This is a genomic window from Streptomyces sp. NPDC002835 (assembly GCF_053591995.1).
The window spans coordinates 1-14,985 of record NZ_JBSFUW010000052.1 but is presented as its reverse complement, the minus strand read 5'-3'; the positions used below and the strand labels follow the sequence as shown (position 1 = coordinate 14,985).

The 14,985-nt window shown below is 73.6% G+C and carries 12 protein-coding genes and 2 pseudogenes; 6 read left to right on the top strand and 8 right to left on the bottom strand.

Features of this window, described 5'->3' with window-relative positions:
* Positions 1 to 91: 91 nt before the first annotated feature.
* The 7 genes and pseudogenes from ACWD01_RS33860 to ACWD01_RS33830 all read right to left on the bottom strand — a co-directional run bounded on the left by ACWD01_RS33860 (position 92) and on the right by ACWD01_RS33830 (position 7,731).
* Positions 92 to 1,009, bottom strand: coding sequence for a hypothetical protein (locus ACWD01_RS33860; protein ID WP_451167342.1), 918 nt, complete (start codon positions 1,007 to 1,009; stop codon positions 92 to 94).
* Positions 1,010 to 1,070: 61 nt separating this feature from the next.
* The gene (locus ACWD01_RS33855) at positions 1,071 to 2,597 is read right to left on the bottom strand and encodes a hypothetical protein (protein WP_451167340.1); all 1,527 of its coding nucleotides are present in this window, start codon (positions 2,595 to 2,597) and stop codon (positions 1,071 to 1,073) included.
* A gap of 210 nt (positions 2,598 to 2,807) precedes the next feature.
* Positions 2,808 to 3,050, bottom strand: a pseudogene (locus ACWD01_RS33850) (GDSL-type esterase/lipase family protein); the annotation flags it as partial.
* A gap of 137 nt (positions 3,051 to 3,187) precedes the next feature.
* Complete coding sequence (locus tag ACWD01_RS33845; RefSeq protein WP_451167338.1) at positions 3,188 to 4,357, bottom strand: glycosyltransferase; 1,170 nt, start codon at positions 4,355 to 4,357, stop codon at positions 3,188 to 3,190.
* Positions 4,354 to 5,478 (bottom strand): glycosyltransferase family 4 protein, encoded by a 1,125-nt coding sequence (locus ACWD01_RS33840; RefSeq protein ID WP_451167337.1) that lies wholly within the window; start codon positions 5,476 to 5,478, stop codon positions 4,354 to 4,356. Before ACWD01_RS33840 ends, ACWD01_RS33845 begins: the two co-directional genes overlap by 4 nt.
* Before the next feature lie 171 nt (positions 5,479 to 5,649).
* Positions 5,650 to 7,068, bottom strand: a complete 1,419-nt coding sequence (locus ACWD01_RS33835) for a HEAT repeat domain-containing protein (RefSeq protein ID WP_451167335.1) — start codon at positions 7,066 to 7,068, stop codon at positions 5,650 to 5,652.
* 270 nt (positions 7,069 to 7,338) lie between these two features.
* The gene (locus ACWD01_RS33830; RefSeq protein WP_451167334.1) at positions 7,339 to 7,731 is read right to left on the bottom strand and encodes an ankyrin repeat domain-containing protein; all 393 of its coding nucleotides are present in this window, start codon (positions 7,729 to 7,731) and stop codon (positions 7,339 to 7,341) included.
* Between the two features lie 296 nt (positions 7,732 to 8,027).
* Here ACWD01_RS33830 and ACWD01_RS33825 point away from each other — a divergent pair, with 296 nt between their 5' ends.
* Both ACWD01_RS33825 and ACWD01_RS33820 read left to right on the top strand, forming a co-directional pair.
* Entirely contained in the window at positions 8,028 to 8,222 is a 195-nt protein-coding gene (locus tag ACWD01_RS33825; RefSeq protein ID WP_147990831.1) for a hypothetical protein, read from the top strand.
* Between the two features lie 32 nt (positions 8,223 to 8,254).
* Positions 8,255 to 9,832 carry a hypothetical protein gene (locus ACWD01_RS33820; protein WP_451167332.1) on the top strand — a complete coding sequence of 526 codons (1,578 nt, stop codon included), beginning with the start codon at positions 8,255 to 8,257 and terminating at the stop codon, positions 9,830 to 9,832.
* A gap of 5 nt (positions 9,833 to 9,837) precedes the next feature.
* On the opposite strand, the gene ACWD01_RS33815 is transcribed toward ACWD01_RS33820, so the two are convergent.
* Complete coding sequence (locus ACWD01_RS33815; RefSeq protein WP_451167330.1) at positions 9,838 to 11,337, bottom strand: SCO1417 family MocR-like transcription factor; 1,500 nt, start codon at positions 11,335 to 11,337, stop codon at positions 9,838 to 9,840.
* Between the two features lie 68 nt (positions 11,338 to 11,405).
* On the opposite strand from ACWD01_RS33815, the gene yczE reads away from it, so the two are divergent.
* From yczE to ACWD01_RS33795, 4 genes and pseudogenes are all read left to right on the top strand, one after another.
* The gene (yczE, locus tag ACWD01_RS33810; protein ID WP_451167376.1) at positions 11,406 to 12,086 is read left to right on the top strand and encodes a membrane protein YczE; all 681 of its coding nucleotides are present in this window, start codon (positions 11,406 to 11,408) and stop codon (positions 12,084 to 12,086) included.
* On the top strand, positions 12,083 to 12,847 hold the full coding sequence (locus ACWD01_RS33805) for a glycerophosphodiester phosphodiesterase family protein (RefSeq protein ID WP_451167329.1): 765 nt from the start codon (positions 12,083 to 12,085) through the stop codon (positions 12,845 to 12,847). The genes yczE and ACWD01_RS33805 overlap by 4 nt, the downstream gene beginning before the upstream one ends.
* A gap of 40 nt (positions 12,848 to 12,887) precedes the next feature.
* Positions 12,888 to 14,252 carry an MFS transporter gene (locus tag ACWD01_RS33800; protein ID WP_451167327.1) on the top strand — a complete coding sequence of 455 codons (1,365 nt, stop codon included), beginning with the start codon at positions 12,888 to 12,890 and terminating at the stop codon, positions 14,250 to 14,252.
* Positions 14,253 to 14,518: 266 nt separating this feature from the next.
* Positions 14,519 to 14,890: pseudogene (locus tag ACWD01_RS33795) on the top strand (RNA polymerase-binding protein RbpA); the annotation flags it as partial.
* Positions 14,891 to 14,985 lie beyond the last annotated feature (95 nt).

Below are 14,985 nucleotides of genomic sequence, written 5' to 3'. Positions count from 1 at the left end.
GCGGACTCTCGGTTTCGTCGATGGCGCGTGTGCGTCGGTGGTGCGTGTTGAGCGGTTGCGCGAGTGCTGTGCGGTGACGCGTGTTGAGCGGTTACGCGTGGAAGGGCAGGCCGGCGTCGGCCGCCAGCTCGAGGTCGTCGCCGTCCGGCGGGGCGACGAGCGTCGCCGTGCCGTCGCTGACCGGGACGACGCCGAGCTCCAGCAGCTCGGCCATCGCGGCGCTGCCCGCCATGTCACGGACCTGGAGCTGGTAGCGAGCCGTGGTGCGGTACGCGCCGCCGGCGTCGTCGCCGGTCCGCTGGAGGAAGCCGGAGTCGGTGAGGAAGGCGACCGCCTTGCCGACGATGCCGGTCGTGGACCCGGCGAGACGGCGGGCGTCCTTGGTCGCACCGGCCGCGCTGCGGCGCGTGTACACCCGCCAGGCGGCCTCCAGACCGGGGGCGTCACTGGCCGGGTCGGTGTTCTCGCCCTGCTCGTCCGCGCGCTCCTCGAGGCGGCGGCACGCCTGGCGTACGAAGGCGTCGACGCCGTTGACGGTGATCCGGCCCACGTACCCGTCGTCGGCGAGGTCCTCGGGGCGGGGGAAGGCCATGGCGGCGACGGCGAGATGGGCGAGCCCGTGCAGGAAGCGGTCCGCGGAGTCGGCGGAGGCCCGTCGGGCGTAGTCGCCCATGCGGACGGCGAAGACCGAGTCCTCGCCGGCGGTCACGGCCATGCCGGCCCGGGGGGAGACTTCGAGGACGATCAGGCCGAGGCCGGTGGCGACGGCGTCGGCGAGGCGCGCGAAGGCGGTGTCCTCGCGGTAGCGGCGCAGCAGTTCGGCGTACTCGGCGTCGCGCGCCGGGAGCAGCTTGGGCTGCAGGCCGAAGGAGACCAGGCGGGCGGCGTCGGCCGCGTCGGCGGGCGTGACGGCGCCACCGGGGGCGGCGGAGACGGGACCGGCCGGCGGGCCCTGCGGGGCGACCGGCTCGCTCCACGCGGCGCCGGGCTCGGCGTGGTGGTCGCTCACGGGGTGGGCTCCTTGCTGGCGGGGTGGTGCGGGTACGTGCGGCGGTGGTGGGCGGGCCGGGTCATGAGGCCTCCGAGCGGGCCGCCGCCATGCCCGCCGCGTCGAGGAGCGCCGTGCCGACTATCAGGTCGGCGCCGCCGAACTCCGGGTCGTCCAGCTCGGTGCCGTCGTCGACGGCGAACAACAGCCGCTGCTCGCCCTGCCGGTAGGCGGTGCCGACCGGCGGGCTCGCCGCGTGGACGGCGAGCAGCGCCACCAGATACGGCAGCTCCGGGTCGCGGCCGCGTGCCTCCGCGAGCAGGCCGGAGAGCCGGCGGGGTGCGTCGTGCTCCAGGTCCAGCAGCTCCATGGCGCTCGCGAGCTGCTCCTCGCTGAAGCGGCTGTCGTCGGGGGTGGCGATCAGGTCCGGCTCCGGCATCTCCGCCCCGAGGTGCTCGCGCTCCGCGGGCGGGGTCAGCAGCAGGTCGACCAGGTCACCGACCCGGACCGAGGGCGGCGTGCGCAGTCCGGTGCCACGGGCGAAGAACGCGTCCGTGACGCTGATCGCCGACTCGACGGGCAGCGGCAGCAGCGGCGCCAGCAGCTGTCCGTACAGGTCGAGCCCGGTGCGGGCGGTGGGCCGGGCGAACGCCTGGCGGTCCTGCTCGGCCCGGAACAGCGGCCCGGCCTCCAGCAGCCGGGACTGGAGCTGGGTGTGTCGCCGGATGCAGTCCTTGACGATGTCGACGAGCTCGGCGGCGCGCCGCTTGTGCTCCGGGTCCTCGGCCTCGTCGCGGGCCCGGCGGATGTTGGTGAGGATCGCGTTCTCGTGGCGGTAGCGGTCGGCGACGTGGTCGAGCGCCTCGGCGATCATGTCGGGGACGGTGTGGAGCCAGTCCACGGCCCGCACGTTGCGCCGGGTGGCCTCCAGCGTCCTGCGCAGGGTCTCCGAGTACTGCACGGTCCGGTAGCGGGCCTGCTCTGCGGCGAGTTGCGCGTCGGCGAGGCGGCCGCGGTTGATGAGGACCTCCAGCTTCACCTCGGCCGCGATCTGCGCGCTGGTCACGTCGGTGTCGAGCGCTCCGACCAGTACGTTGACCGCTTCGTCGGTGGTGCGCAGGTAGACGGTGCCGTCGTAGCCCGGCACCTCCTCGACGAGCTTGAAGTCGTAGTCCCGGCGGGTGTAGACGCCGTCCGTGCCGAAGGTGCCGTAGACCGCGCGGAACCCGCGGTCGACGCTGCCGACGTTGATCAGGTTCTCCAGCACCCAGCGGGCCACGCGCTCGTGCTCGGCGGCGGGCCGCCGGGGGGCCTGGGCGGCCACGCGCGGCAGCAGACGGGCCACTATCTGGTCGTGGTCGGCGCCGGTGTCGAAGTCCATGTTCAGCGTGACGAGGTCGATCGCCGCGAGCGCGACCTCCGCCATGGCGTAGACCGAGTACTCCCCCGCGAGATTCGCCTTGCGCACGTCCAGATCGTGCAGCGGCGCGGTGCACGCGAGCGCGCGGAGCCGCCGCGCGAGCCCTTCGTCGGCGGCCGGGCCCTGGGCTGGGCGCGGCGCCGCGCTGAGCTGGGGCGGAACAGTGTCCGTCGGGGCAGGCGAAGTCACGGAGCACAGATTAGGTCCTCGCACCGACAACGGTCGAAACGGACCCAGAGCGGACCCCGCGCTGACCTGCCGACCCGGCCCGGCCCCCGGGACCTGGTGGCCGGCCCGGGAAACGCCCCTGCGGGCGACGCCACCGCCCGGCCGGTCCCGTCGCGACGGGTCGGCCCAGCCGGTCCGGTTCGCGCTGACCCAGGTCCGCCGACCCGCTCAGCACCGGGCCGTGACGCCGACGACGACGGACGCGATGTCCGGCTCGAAGGCGAGCGCGGCGGGCAGCTGGCTCTCGGCGACGTCCCTGCCGAGGGCTCCGCTGACGGCGAGGTTCCGGAACTCGACGGGCGCGTCCGGGGCCCCGACCCCACGCGCGAGCAGCGCGGCCCACCCCCGCCACCCGCCCTCGACCGGGTCACCGACCCCGGTGGTGAGCGAGTCCCCGAGCGCGACGAACCGCAACGGCACCGGGCCGTTTCGGGCGCCGGGCCCTGCGGGACGCGCCTGCCCCGCCCTCCGGACGATCCCACCGGGCGCGGAAAGGGGACCGGCCGCTTCCGACGGCACGGCAACCCCGGCGGCGCCCGTCCCGGAGCACATCAGCGGCCCCCGCTGTCCGCGGCGCGGCCCGAGACCGGGAGGGCGGCCTCGTGGGCCGCGAGGAACGCCGTCACCGAGCGGCGCCAGTCGAAGAGTTCGGCCCGGGCGCGGGCCGCCTCGCGACAGGCGGGTTCCGGGCGCGCGAGCAGGTCCCGTACGCCTCGGGCGAAGTCCTCCCCCGTGTCCGCCACGGCCACGCCCGCGTCGCCCACGACCTCCGGCAGCGCCGAGGACGCGCTGGCGACCACCGGCGTGCCGCAGGCCAGCGCCTCCAGGGCGGAGAGCCCGAAGGTCTCCGCGGGCCCGGGCGCCAGACACACGTCGGCCGCCGCCTGGAGGTCGGCGAGGGCCTCGCGGTCGGGGACGTGGCCGAGGAACTGGACGGGCAGCCGTTCCTCGCGCGCACGGCGGACGAGCGAGGGCTTCAGCGGCCCGTCCCCGGCGACCACCAGCGAGACCCGCAGGCCCTGTTCCCGCAGTGCGGCGAGCGCGTCGAGGGCCGTCCCGGGACGTTTCTCCACCGACAGGCGCGAGCAGAGCAGCAGGAGCACGTCCGCGCCGGCGGCCTGCCGGGCCCGCAGCACCGTGCTGCGCCGGCCCGGCCGGCAGCGCCGCAGGTCGACGCCGAGCGGGGCGCGTACGACGTTCTGCGCCCCGATGCGTACGAACTCCCGCTCGGCCCACTCCGTCGTGCACACGATCCGCGCGTACGCCCAGGCGCTGCGGCGGTTGAGGCGGTCCGCCGCCCGCGCGGCGGCCTGCTCGGGGACGCCCCAGGTGCGCAGGACGCCGTCCGCCGTCTCGTGCGAGACCATCACCGCCGGGATCCGCCGCCGGCGTGCCCATTCGCCGGTCCACCGCAGGGTGGTGCGGTCGGAGACCTCGAGCCGGTCGGGCGCCAGGTCTTCGAGCAGCTGCCGCAGCGGCCGCCGCCTCGCGAGCACCCGGTAGCCGCCGGTCCCGACGATCTCCGGGCCGGGCAGGGTGATGACGCGCCCCTGGTCGGTGAGCCGGTCGCTCTCGACCTCGCCGGGCACGACGAGCACCGGCTCGTGGCCCGCGGCCAGGTAGCCGCGCCCCAGCTCGGCGAGCGCGGTGCGCAGCCCGCCGGACGAGGGGGTGACGAAGTTCGCCAGCCGTACGATGCGCAGCCCCCGCTCCCCGGTCACGCGGCCACCGCCGTACGGGTGCCGAGTACGTCGGCGTAGTGGTCCAGCAGCATGTCCCCCACCGCGGTCCAGGTCCGGCCCTCGACGGCGGCGAGCCCGGCCTGCCCGTACGCCCGGCGCAGCGCGGGGTCCCCGGCGAGCGTGGCGACGGCGGAGCGTACGGCGTCGGCGCTGTGGGGTTCGACGAGCAGCCCGGTGCGGCGGTGGTCGACGAGGTCGAGGGGGCCGCCGGCGGCCGGCGCGATCAACGGCAGCCCGCTGGCCATCGCCTCCTGGACGGTCTGGCAGAAGGTCTCGTACGGGCCGGTGTGGGCGAAGACGTCGAGCGAGGCGAAGATCCGGGCGAGGTCGTCGCCGGTCCTGCGGCCGAGGAAGACGGCGCCGGGCAGGGCCGTCCGCAGCGACGTCTCGCTGGGCCCGTCCCCGACGACGACCACTCGGACGCCGGGCAGCCCGCAGACCCCGGCGAGCAGTTCGACGTGCTTCTCGGGGGCGAGCCGGCCGACGTACCCGACGATCAGTTCGCCGCCGGGCGCGAGGCTGCGGCGCAGTTCCTCGTCGCGCAGCCCGGGCCGGAAGCGGGTGGTCTCCACGCCGCGCGGCCACAGCCGTACACGTTCGACCCCGTGCTCCTCGAGGTCGCGCATGGCGGCGGTGGACGGGGCGAGGGTGCGGTCGGCGGCACCGTGCACGGCCCGCAGACGGCGCCACGCGGTGCCTTCTCCCGCGCCGACGTAGGTACGGGCGTAGCCGGCCAGGTCGGTCTGGTAGACGGCGACGGCCGGCAGCCCGAGCCGCGAGGCGGCGGCCATGCCGCGCACTCCCAGTACGAAGGGCCCGGCCAGATGGACGAGGTCGGCACGGTGCGCGGCGATCGCCGCCGCGACCCGGCGACTGGGGAGTGCGACGCGCACCTGCGGATAGCCGGGCAGCGGCAGGGAGGGGACGCGCACGACCGGGCAGGGGGCGGCGGCGTCACTGCTGTCCGCCCCGGCGGCCGCCGGGGCGATGACGAGCGGCTGGTGACCGCGGTCGGCGAGATGCCGGGCGGTCTGCTGGGCGCAGTGCGCCACACCATTGACGTCGGGCGGAAAGGACTCGGTGACGATGACGACACGCATACCCGTGTTGTCGTCCCGCCCGAAGTGGCTGCGCCAACGTGGATCTTTCCGGCTGCGGAACGTCCCGTGAGCGTTTGTGGCCGGGGCGGGCGCCAATCGTCGTCAACCGCCCCCAACCGTCGCCGAACGCCCCGGGAGGCGTCCGGGGGCGCCTCCCGGGCGTCCGGGACATCACACAGCGGGCCTGTCGGGCCCGATGCGGCTCCGTACGGCGGTCTGCACCTCGGCCTCCTCCGCGGGGTCGGCGGCCAGCCGGCGCAGCCGCTCGGCGACGCGCACGTCGCCCGTCTCCGCGTGCAGCGCGGCGACTTCTCTGGTGGTCTCCTCGCAGTCCCACAGGCATTCGACGGCGAAGCCGTTGGCGAAGGACGGGTCGGTGGCGGCCAGTGCCCGGGCGGCGCGGCCCCGCAGATGCGAGGAGGCGGTCTCCCGGTAGACGTGGCGCAGCACGGGGGCGGCGCAGCCGATGCCGAGGCGTCCGGCGCCGTCGACAAGGGTCCACAGCCGGGGCGCGTCGGGTCCGTCCGCGCGGACGGCTTCGCGCAGGGCGCCGAGCACGAGCTGCGCGTCGCCGGCGCCGCCGCGGCAGGCGAGCACGCCGGCCGCGGACGCGCCGAGTTCGTCGGGGCGGTGCACCCAGCTCCGCGCCCGGTCGGTGGCCTCTTCGCCGCACATCCGCTCGAACGCGGCGACGGCGGCCTCGGCGACGGTCCGGGACCCGGCGGCCACCGCGGCCTCGACCAGGTCGAGGACGACGGGGTCGCGCGACTCGGCGAGGTAGTGCAGGGCGGCGCAGCGGGCGCCGTCGGGGCCGCCGCGGGCGGCCTCGACGATGGCGGCGCGGTCCTCGGGGCCGGCCACCGCGGTCAGACAGCGGGCGGCCGGGACATGGAGGGCGCTGCCGCGCTCGAGGCCCTGGTCGGCCCAGTCGAGGACCGCCTGGACGCTCCAGCCGGGGCGGGGCCCGGAGGGGCGCATCTGGCGCTGCCAGCGGTCGAAGGACCCCGCTTCCTGCGCGGCCCTGACCCTGGCGCCGACGGTGTCGCGCGGGTCCTCGGCCCACAGCCGCCAGGGCCGGGGCTCGAAGGACTCGCGCATGGCGGCGGCGAGTTCGGCGTCGCCCTCCGCGGTGGCGGGGAATCTGGCGAGCACCGGGGCGGCGAGGGCGCGCAGGCCGGCGTCGTCGTCGCGCAGGGCGAGTTCGTCGAGCGCCCAGGCCCAGTTGGCGCCGTTCGCCGCGTACCGCCGCAGCAGGGCGAGTGCGTCGCCCCTGCCGTAGGAGGCCAGGTGTCCGAGTACGGCGAGGGCGAGACCGGTGCGGACCTCCTCGGTGTCGAGGTGGTCGTCGATGTCGCACAGGTGCCGTTCGATCTCCTCGAGACTGCCGTGGAGATCGAGGTAGAGGCGTGCGTAGTAGAGGGAGCGGTTCTCGACCTGCCAGTCGTGGCGGGGGTCGCTCCGGACGCAGTGGTTGAGGGCGGCGAGCGCTTCGGCACGGGGAGCGGCGAGCGCGTGCAGCGTGCCGTCGCCGCGGCCTCTCTGCAGCAGACCGAGCAGGGTGCCGCTCGGCGCTATGACTGGTTCGAACATGGGGAGTGCCTCACATCAAGCTGTCGACGCGACCGGGAAGTGGAGTGCCTAGGCCGCGCAGCAGCATGTAGGGCCGCCCGTCGTCATACGCGTCTTCCGCTTGGTGTAGAGCATCTTCCTCTGCCTCTCTTCGGTGGCCCCAGGGGAAACTCCCGGTTGATGTCGTCCGGGATGGGGCTGACGTCATGATGATGACCCACCCATTTCGCCACCGCGACCACATTTACGGCGCCCCCCGTGGCGACGTCCTCGGCGCTGCCCGCGGGCCGCTCAGCGGCTCTCGAACAGCTCCAGGAGTTCTGTCTTCCCGAACATCCGGGCCGTATCCGCGGCGGACGGGGTTCCCGCGTCGGGGTCGGCGCCGCCGGCGAGGAGGACGCGGATCACGGCGTCCTCGCCCTTGAAGACCGCGCCGGCGAGCGGCGTCTGCCCGCGGTCGTTGGCCCGGTCCGGCTCCGCGCCGCGGGCCAGCAGCGTCTCCACCGCGGCGGCGTGGCCGTGGTAGGCGGCGAGCATGACGAGTGTGTCGCCCTTGTCGTTGGTGAGGTTGGCCGGGACGCCTGCGTCGACGTATGCGGCCAGCGCCTCGGTCTCCCCCTGACGCGCCAGGTCGAAGACCTTGGTCGCGAGTTCGATCACCTCGGAGTCCGGGACCTCACTCATCGGGGTGTACCGCCTTTCACACGCTTGACCTGGGCGCACGGCGGGAGAGCCGTACGAGTGAATCGACAGGGTACTGGCCCCGCGTCCGACATGGCGCCCGGTGGTGGCGGCAAGGGATCAGGGCGCGGAGGCACTGTGACGCGCCGCCCTGCCCTTTGCCCGCCGGGCAACGACCGGTGGTCCGCCAGTGCAGTGAAATGCCAAGAATTTCACTCGTTTGCACCTTTTATCGCATTGATACTTTCGGTAAGCCTGGGAGAACTGATGGTGACTGTCCCCTCACCCAGGAGAACCTCATGATTCTGTCCATGTCCGGCGTCGTGCTCCTCGGCATCATCGTCTTCCTCTTCTTCCGGAAGGACGGCCTGAAGGCGTCGCACGCATTCGTCTCCGCGCTGTTCGGCTTCTTCCTCGCGGGCACGGCGATCGCGCCCAGCATCACGGCGGGCACGACGAGCCTGGCCGGTCTGCTGGGCGGGATCAAGTTCTGACCGCCTGCCCCTTCAGCACTCAAGGAGACGATGTGGCCCGGCGTCCACTCCCCCGCATCCTGACCAGCGGTGGCGCGCAGATCGCCCGCAGCCGCGAGATCGCGCGCACGGCCGCCGACAGCGCCACCGACGTCCTCCATCCACTGATCACGGTCTCCCGCGGCCTGCGGAAGCTGGCCGCGACGGGCCGGCAGAAATGGGCGGCGACCCCCAAGGAGCGGCGTGGTCCGACCCTGTTCCTCGTCGCCCTGTGCGTCTTCGCGGTCGCGGTCGTCCCGTACGGGCCCCTGATGGCCCTGATCACGGTGATGGCCGCGGCCGCGTGGCAGGGACGCGTCCGTACGCCGGTCCGCACCGGGCCCGGCGAGGCGGAGGCCGCACGCCTCAAGGCGCTCTACGAGGCGCTCGTCCCGTACTTCTCCGTCCCCGAGGACCCGGCCCCGCTGTACGCCCACGGCGGGGAGTGGAGCAAGGCCTTCAGCGAGTACGCGTTCGACGGCGACGGCCGGCTCACCCGGCTGCGCATCGCGTACCCGGCGTACTTCACCGACGGCGAGGCCGCCGCCAGGTCCCGGATCGAGCAGCTGCTGCACGCGAAGTCCGGGCGCGGCCGCGAGTACCTCTTCACCTGGGACGAGGAGGGCAACGTGCTCGTCATGAGCGTGCTGCCCGCCCTGTCCACCGCCATCGCCGCCCAGCGCTTCGTCACCGTCCCCGGTGAGACCGTGCTGGGCTTCACCGACGCCGACGCGGTCCAGCGCACGGTGCCGGTGACCCTCGACGGCGAGACCACCCAGGCGCCCCCGGTCGTCTGGCGCACCGGGCCCCGTTCCACCGAGCCGCACCTGCTCGCCGTCGGCGAACCCGGCAGCGGCACCACGACCCTGCTGCGCTCCATCGCTCTCCAGGCGCTGCAGCACGGGGACGTCCTCGTCGTGGAGGGCAGCGGGACCGGCGAGTACGCCTGCCTGACCGGCCGCAGCGGCGTCCTGGCCGTCGAGTGCGGACTGGCCGGCGCGCTCTCCAGCCTGGAGTGGGCCGCCCAGGAGACGGAACGGCGCCTCATCGCCGCCAACCGCGCACGGCAGGCGGGGCAGCCCGCGCCCTACGACACCAGGCGGCCGCTGTGGATTCTGGTGGACCGGCCCAGCGTCTTCGGGCATCTGGCCGCCGCCGACGGCCGCCGCGACCCGCAGGAGATGCTCTCCGTGCCGCTGCGCCACGGGCGCGCGGCCCATGTCACCGTCGTCGTGGCCGAGCAGTACGACAGCCTCGGCGCCCTGACCGAGACGGTGTGGACGCACACCCGCGCCCGGGTGGTGCTCGGCGCGGCCGACTTCACGGACGTGGCGGCGGTGCTGGGCACGGCGCCGAGCACGACGCCGACGACCGCCGTCCCCCCTGGCCGGGGGTACGCACGGCTCGGCACGGGGCCGGTCCTGCGCCTCCAGGTCCCGGCCACGCCCGACCCGTTCGACGACGCGACGACGGAGGCCCACCGCCGCGCGGTCCTGGCCCTGCTGCCGCCCGGCCCCGACGCCCCTGCCCCGGTCGCGCCGCCGCAGGGGATCCCGGCGAAGCCGCTCACTCCGCCGACGGTCCAGGCGTAGCCCGCTTACGCCACGAAGGTGCGGGGGGTTTCCGCACCCGTCGACGCACCCGTGGAGACGAGGCGCGCCGCCGCCGCCAGCCGGGCCGCGGCCTCGTCGGCCACCGGGCCGCCCACGGTGAACGGCAGGCGCACGTACCCCTCGAACGCGCCGTCCACGCCGAAGCGCGGCCCGGACGGCACCCGGACCCCGACCCGCTCGCCGACCTCCGCGAGACGTGAGCCGGAGAGGCCGCCGGTACGGACCCAGAGGGTGAGACCGCCGCCGGGGACGTCGAACTCCCAGTCCGGCAGCTCCCGGCACACCGCGGCGACCAGCGCGTCCCGGTTTCCGCGGGCCTGCTCGCGGCGGATCGCGACCGCCTCGTCCCAGCCGCCCGTCCGCATCAGCCAGTTGATCGCCAGCTGTTCGAGCACGGGGGTGCCCAGGTCCGCGTAGGCCCGGGCGGCGACGAGCGAGCGGATCACGTCCGGGGCCGCGCGGACCCAGCCGATCCGCATACCGGCCCAGAACGCCTTGCTCGCGGAGCCGACGGTCAGCACGGTCGACCCGGCGGGGTCGAACGCGCAGACGGGGCGCGGCATGTCCAGGCCGGGGTCGAGGTGCAGTTCCGACATGGTCTCGTCGACGACGAGCACCGTGCCGGCCGAGCGGGCCGCCTCCACCAGGGCGCGGCGCTGGGGCTCGTCGGCGAGCGCGCCGGTCGGGTTGTGGAAGTCGGCGACGACGTACGCGAGGCGGGGCGCGGAGTCCCGCAGGACCTGGCGCCAGCGGTTCAGGTCCCAGCCGGTCAGGCCCTCGGCCATGGCGACGGGCACGAGCCGCGCGCCGGCCTCCCGCATCAGCTGGAGGATGTTGGCGTACGAGGGGGACTCGACCGCGATGCGCTCGCCGCGGCCGGCGAAGAGATGACAGATCGCGTCGATCGCGCCCATCGCCCCGGTGGTGACCATGATCTGTTCCGGCATGGTCGGGATGCCGCGCTCGGTGTAGCGGTCGGCGAGCATCTGACGCAGGGCGGGCAGACCGGCCGGGTAGTCGCCGTGGGTGTGGGCGTACGGCGGCAGTTCTTCGAGGGCGCCCTGGACGGCGCGGGTGAGCCACGGCTCGGGCGCCGGCAGCGCGGCGCAGCCGAGGTCGATCATGGAGCCGAGGGACTCGGGCGGCAGGGGTTCGAGGCCGCGGGCGGGCAGCGGGTTTCCCGCGGGGACGGCGGTCCAGCTGCCCGCTCCCCGGCGGGACTCGAGGAAACCTTCGGTGCGCAGCGCCTCGTAGGCCGCGGCGACGGTGGTGCGGCTAACGGACAGCGAGAGCGCCAGTTCGCGCTCGGCGGGGAGCCGGGCCGCCACGGGGACGCGGCCTTCCAGGACGAGCAGCCGGATGCCGTCGGCGAGCGCCCGGTAGGCGGGCGGCTTGCGGGTGCCCGGTCCGGCGGGGCGCGGCTGCTGGGAGGTGAGCTGCCGGGCGAGTTGGGCCGCACCCACCGCAGAGGTCCACTGCGTCATGAAAGTCAGTCCACCTTCCTCGAATTGGCCATGGCTGGCGATCGTTCCGTAGCCACAGAGTGTCATGCATCAGTCCACCGACACCACAAGGGGGCGGAATCGTGTCCGCGTATCTCACCCGCAGGCTGCTGCAGCTGTACGTCGGCCTCGCGCTGTACGGAGTGAGCTCGGCGCTGCTGGTGCGCGCCGGGCTCGGCCTCGAACCCTGGGGCGTGCTGCATCAGGGCCTGGCGGAGCTGACCGGGCTGACCATCGGCGTGGTGTCGATCATCGTCGGGGCGGTGGTGCTGCTGCTCTGGATACCGATCCGCCAGCGGCCCGGGCTCGGGACCGTGTCGAACGTGTTCGTCATCGGCCTCGCGATGGACGCCACCCTGGCGATCGTCCCGCGGGTGGACGGGCTCGGCGGGCAGATTCCGCTGATGGCGGGCGCGATCGTGATCAACGGCATGGCCACGGGCCTCTACATCGCGGCCCGCTTCGGCCCGGGCCCCAGGGACGGCCTGATGACCGGCCTGCACCGGCTGACGGGCCGGTCGATCCGGCTGGTGCGCACCGCGCTCGAGGTGACGGTCGTCGCGACCGGTTTCGTGCTCGGCGGCTCGGTCGGCGCCGGGACGGTGGCCTACGCGCTGGCCATCGGGCCGCTGGCCCAGCTGTTCCTGCGCGTCTTCGACGTCCCGGAGAAGGACAAAGGCAGCACGGTGGTCGCCGGAGGGTCACCCGTACAGGCGATACTGCGGCGGTGACGCGCATACGCCATCCCTATCTGGACCATCCCGTGACGCTCGCCTTCGCCCACCGGGGCGGGGCGGCCGACGGCATCGAGAACACCGCGGCGGCCTTCCGGCGGGCCGCCGACGCCGGTTACCGCTACTTCGAGACCGATGTGCACACCACGGCGGACGGCCGGCTGGTCGCGTTCCACGACACGACGCTGGACCGGGTGACCGACGCCCGGGGACGTATCGCGACGCTGCCGTGGAGCGAGGTGCGGCGGGCGAGGGTCGGGGGCCGTGAGCCGCTGGCGCTGTTCGAGGAGCTGCTGGAGGAGTTCCCCGAGGCCCGCTGGAACGTGGACCTCAAGGCGGAGTCCGCCCTCGGGCCGCTGGTCGACCTGATCCGCCGGACGGACGCCTGGGACCGGGTGTGCGTCGGCTCGTTCTCCGAGGGCCGGGTCGTCCGGGCGATGCGGCTCGCGGGTCCGCGACTGGCGACCTCGTACGGGGTGCGCGGCGTGATCGGCCTGCGCCTCGGCTCGTACGGGATACCGGCGGCGGTCCGCAGCGGCGCGGTGTGCGCCCAGGTGCCGGAGACGCAGGGCGGCATACGCGTGGTGGACCGGCGCTTCGTACGGGCGGCTCACGCGCGGGGGCTGCAGGTCCATGTGTGGACGGTGAACGACGCCGACCGGATGGCCGCTCTCCTGGACCTTGGCGTGGACGGCATCATGACCGATCATCTTGAGACGTTGCGCACGGTGCTGACCGCCCGGGGCGTGTGGATGTGACCCGGCGCTTCTTGCGACGGCACGAGCGAGGGGGCGCGGGGTGACAGCGGAGACCGCGGACCGCACCGGGGACACCGGCGGGGACAAGCAGACGGCGCAACGCAGACGCGAACAACGGGGCTGGTACTTCTACGACTTCGCCTGCTCCGTCTACTCGACGAGCGTCCTCACGGTGTTCCTGGGGCCCTATCTGACATCGGTCGCGAAGGCGGCGGCCGACGCGGAGGGCTTCGTGCACCCGCTGGGCATCCCGGTGCGGGCCGGCTCCGTCTTCCCGTACGCGGTGTCCGTCTCGATGGTGCTCGCCATCCTGATCATGCCGCTGGCGGGGGCGGCGGCGGACCGCAGCGGCAGGAAGAAGCCGCTACTCGCCGTCGCCGCGTACGTGGGGGCGACGGCGACCGTCTGCATGTTCTTCCTCGACGGCGACCGCTATCTGCTGGGCGCTTTCCTGCTGATCGTCGCGAATGCCTCGCTGGCCGTGTCGATGGTCCTCTACAACGCCTATCTGCCGCAGATCGCGGAGCCCGACGAACGCGACGCGGTGTCCTCGCGCGGCTGGGCCTTCGGCTACACGTCCGGGGCCCTGGTCCTGGTACTGAACCTGATCGTCTACTCCGGCCACGAGTCCTTCGGACTCTCCGAGGGGGACGCGGTCCGCATCTGTCTGGCCTCCGCGGGGCTGTGGTGGGGCGCCTTCACGCTGATCCCGCTGCGGCGGCTGCGCGACCGGAGCATCGCGACGTCCGGCGAGGGCGCGGTCGGCTCGGGCTGGCGGCAGCTGACGGCGACGCTGCGCGACATGCGCCGCCATCCCCTGACGCTGTCGTTCCTGCTGGCCTATCTCGTATACAACGACGGCGTGCAGACGGTGATCTCGCAGGCGTCCGTCTACGGCTCCGAGGAGCTGGGCCTCGACCAGACCACCCTGATCACGGCGGTGCTGCTGGTGCAGGTGCTCGCCATCGCGGGAGCGCTCGGCATGGGCCGGCTGGCCCGTACGTACGGCGCGCAGCGCACGATCCTGGGCTCGCTGGCCGTCTGGACGCTGATCCTGGCCGCGGGATACTTCCTGCCCGCGGGCGAGCCGGTGTGGTTCTACTGCCTGGCGGCGGGCATCGGGCTGGTCCTGGGCGGCAGCCAGGCGCTGTCGCGGTCGCTGTTCTCGCACCTGGTGCCGCGGGGCAAGGAGGCGGAGTACTTCTCGGCGTACGAGATGAGCGACCGGGGCATGAGCTGGCTGGGACCGCTGGTGTTCGGCCTGGCGTTCCAGCTCACGGGCAGCTACCGGGACGCGATCATCTCTTTGGTGATCTTCTTCGTACTGGGATTCGTGCTGCTCGCGAGGGTTCCGGTGAGGCGTGCGGTGGCCGCGGCGGGGAACCCGGTACCCGACCGGATTTAGACGCCTGAGTAAAAGGCCGGTAGTGTACGCCTTTGGCTTGCCAGGCGGACCGTTACTGCGTGCTGGAATAGTGAAATCAGTGGGTGACACTTTCTGTCAGATGTGACAAACCGGGCACTGGTGGGTACCCCAACCAATGGCAAAGCAGCGGCACGACGGGCGACGCATGACCCGGAACGGGAATCTTTACCGCCGACCGGACGTTGACCGGATGACGACGACAGCGACACCTGTCCTGTGGGCGACAAGCCCGGGAGGCACGATTCATGAGTGAGCGAGCTCTCCGCGGCACGCGACTTGTGGTTACCAGCTACGAGACGGACCGCGGCATCGACCTGGCCCCGCGCCAGGCGGTGGAGTACGCATGCCAGAACGGACATCGGTTTGAGATGCCGTTCTCGGTCGAGGCGGAGATTCCGCCGGAGTGGGAGTGCAAGGCGTGCGGCGCCCAGGCACTCCTCGTGGACGGGGACGGCCCCGAAGAGAAGAAGGGCAAGCCGGCGCGTACGCACTGGGACATGCTGATGGAGCGCCGCACCCGCGAGGAGCTGGAGGAGGTCCTGGCCGAGAGGCTGGCGGTCCTTCGTTCCGGCGCCATGAACATCGCGGTGCATCCGCGCGACAGCCGCAAGTCCGCGCCAGGACGCCTTCAAACTCTCCACCGACCCGCAGTTCGTCGCGAAGGTCGTCGACGTCGTCGGCCTGTACCACCATCCGCCCGAGAAGGCAGTGG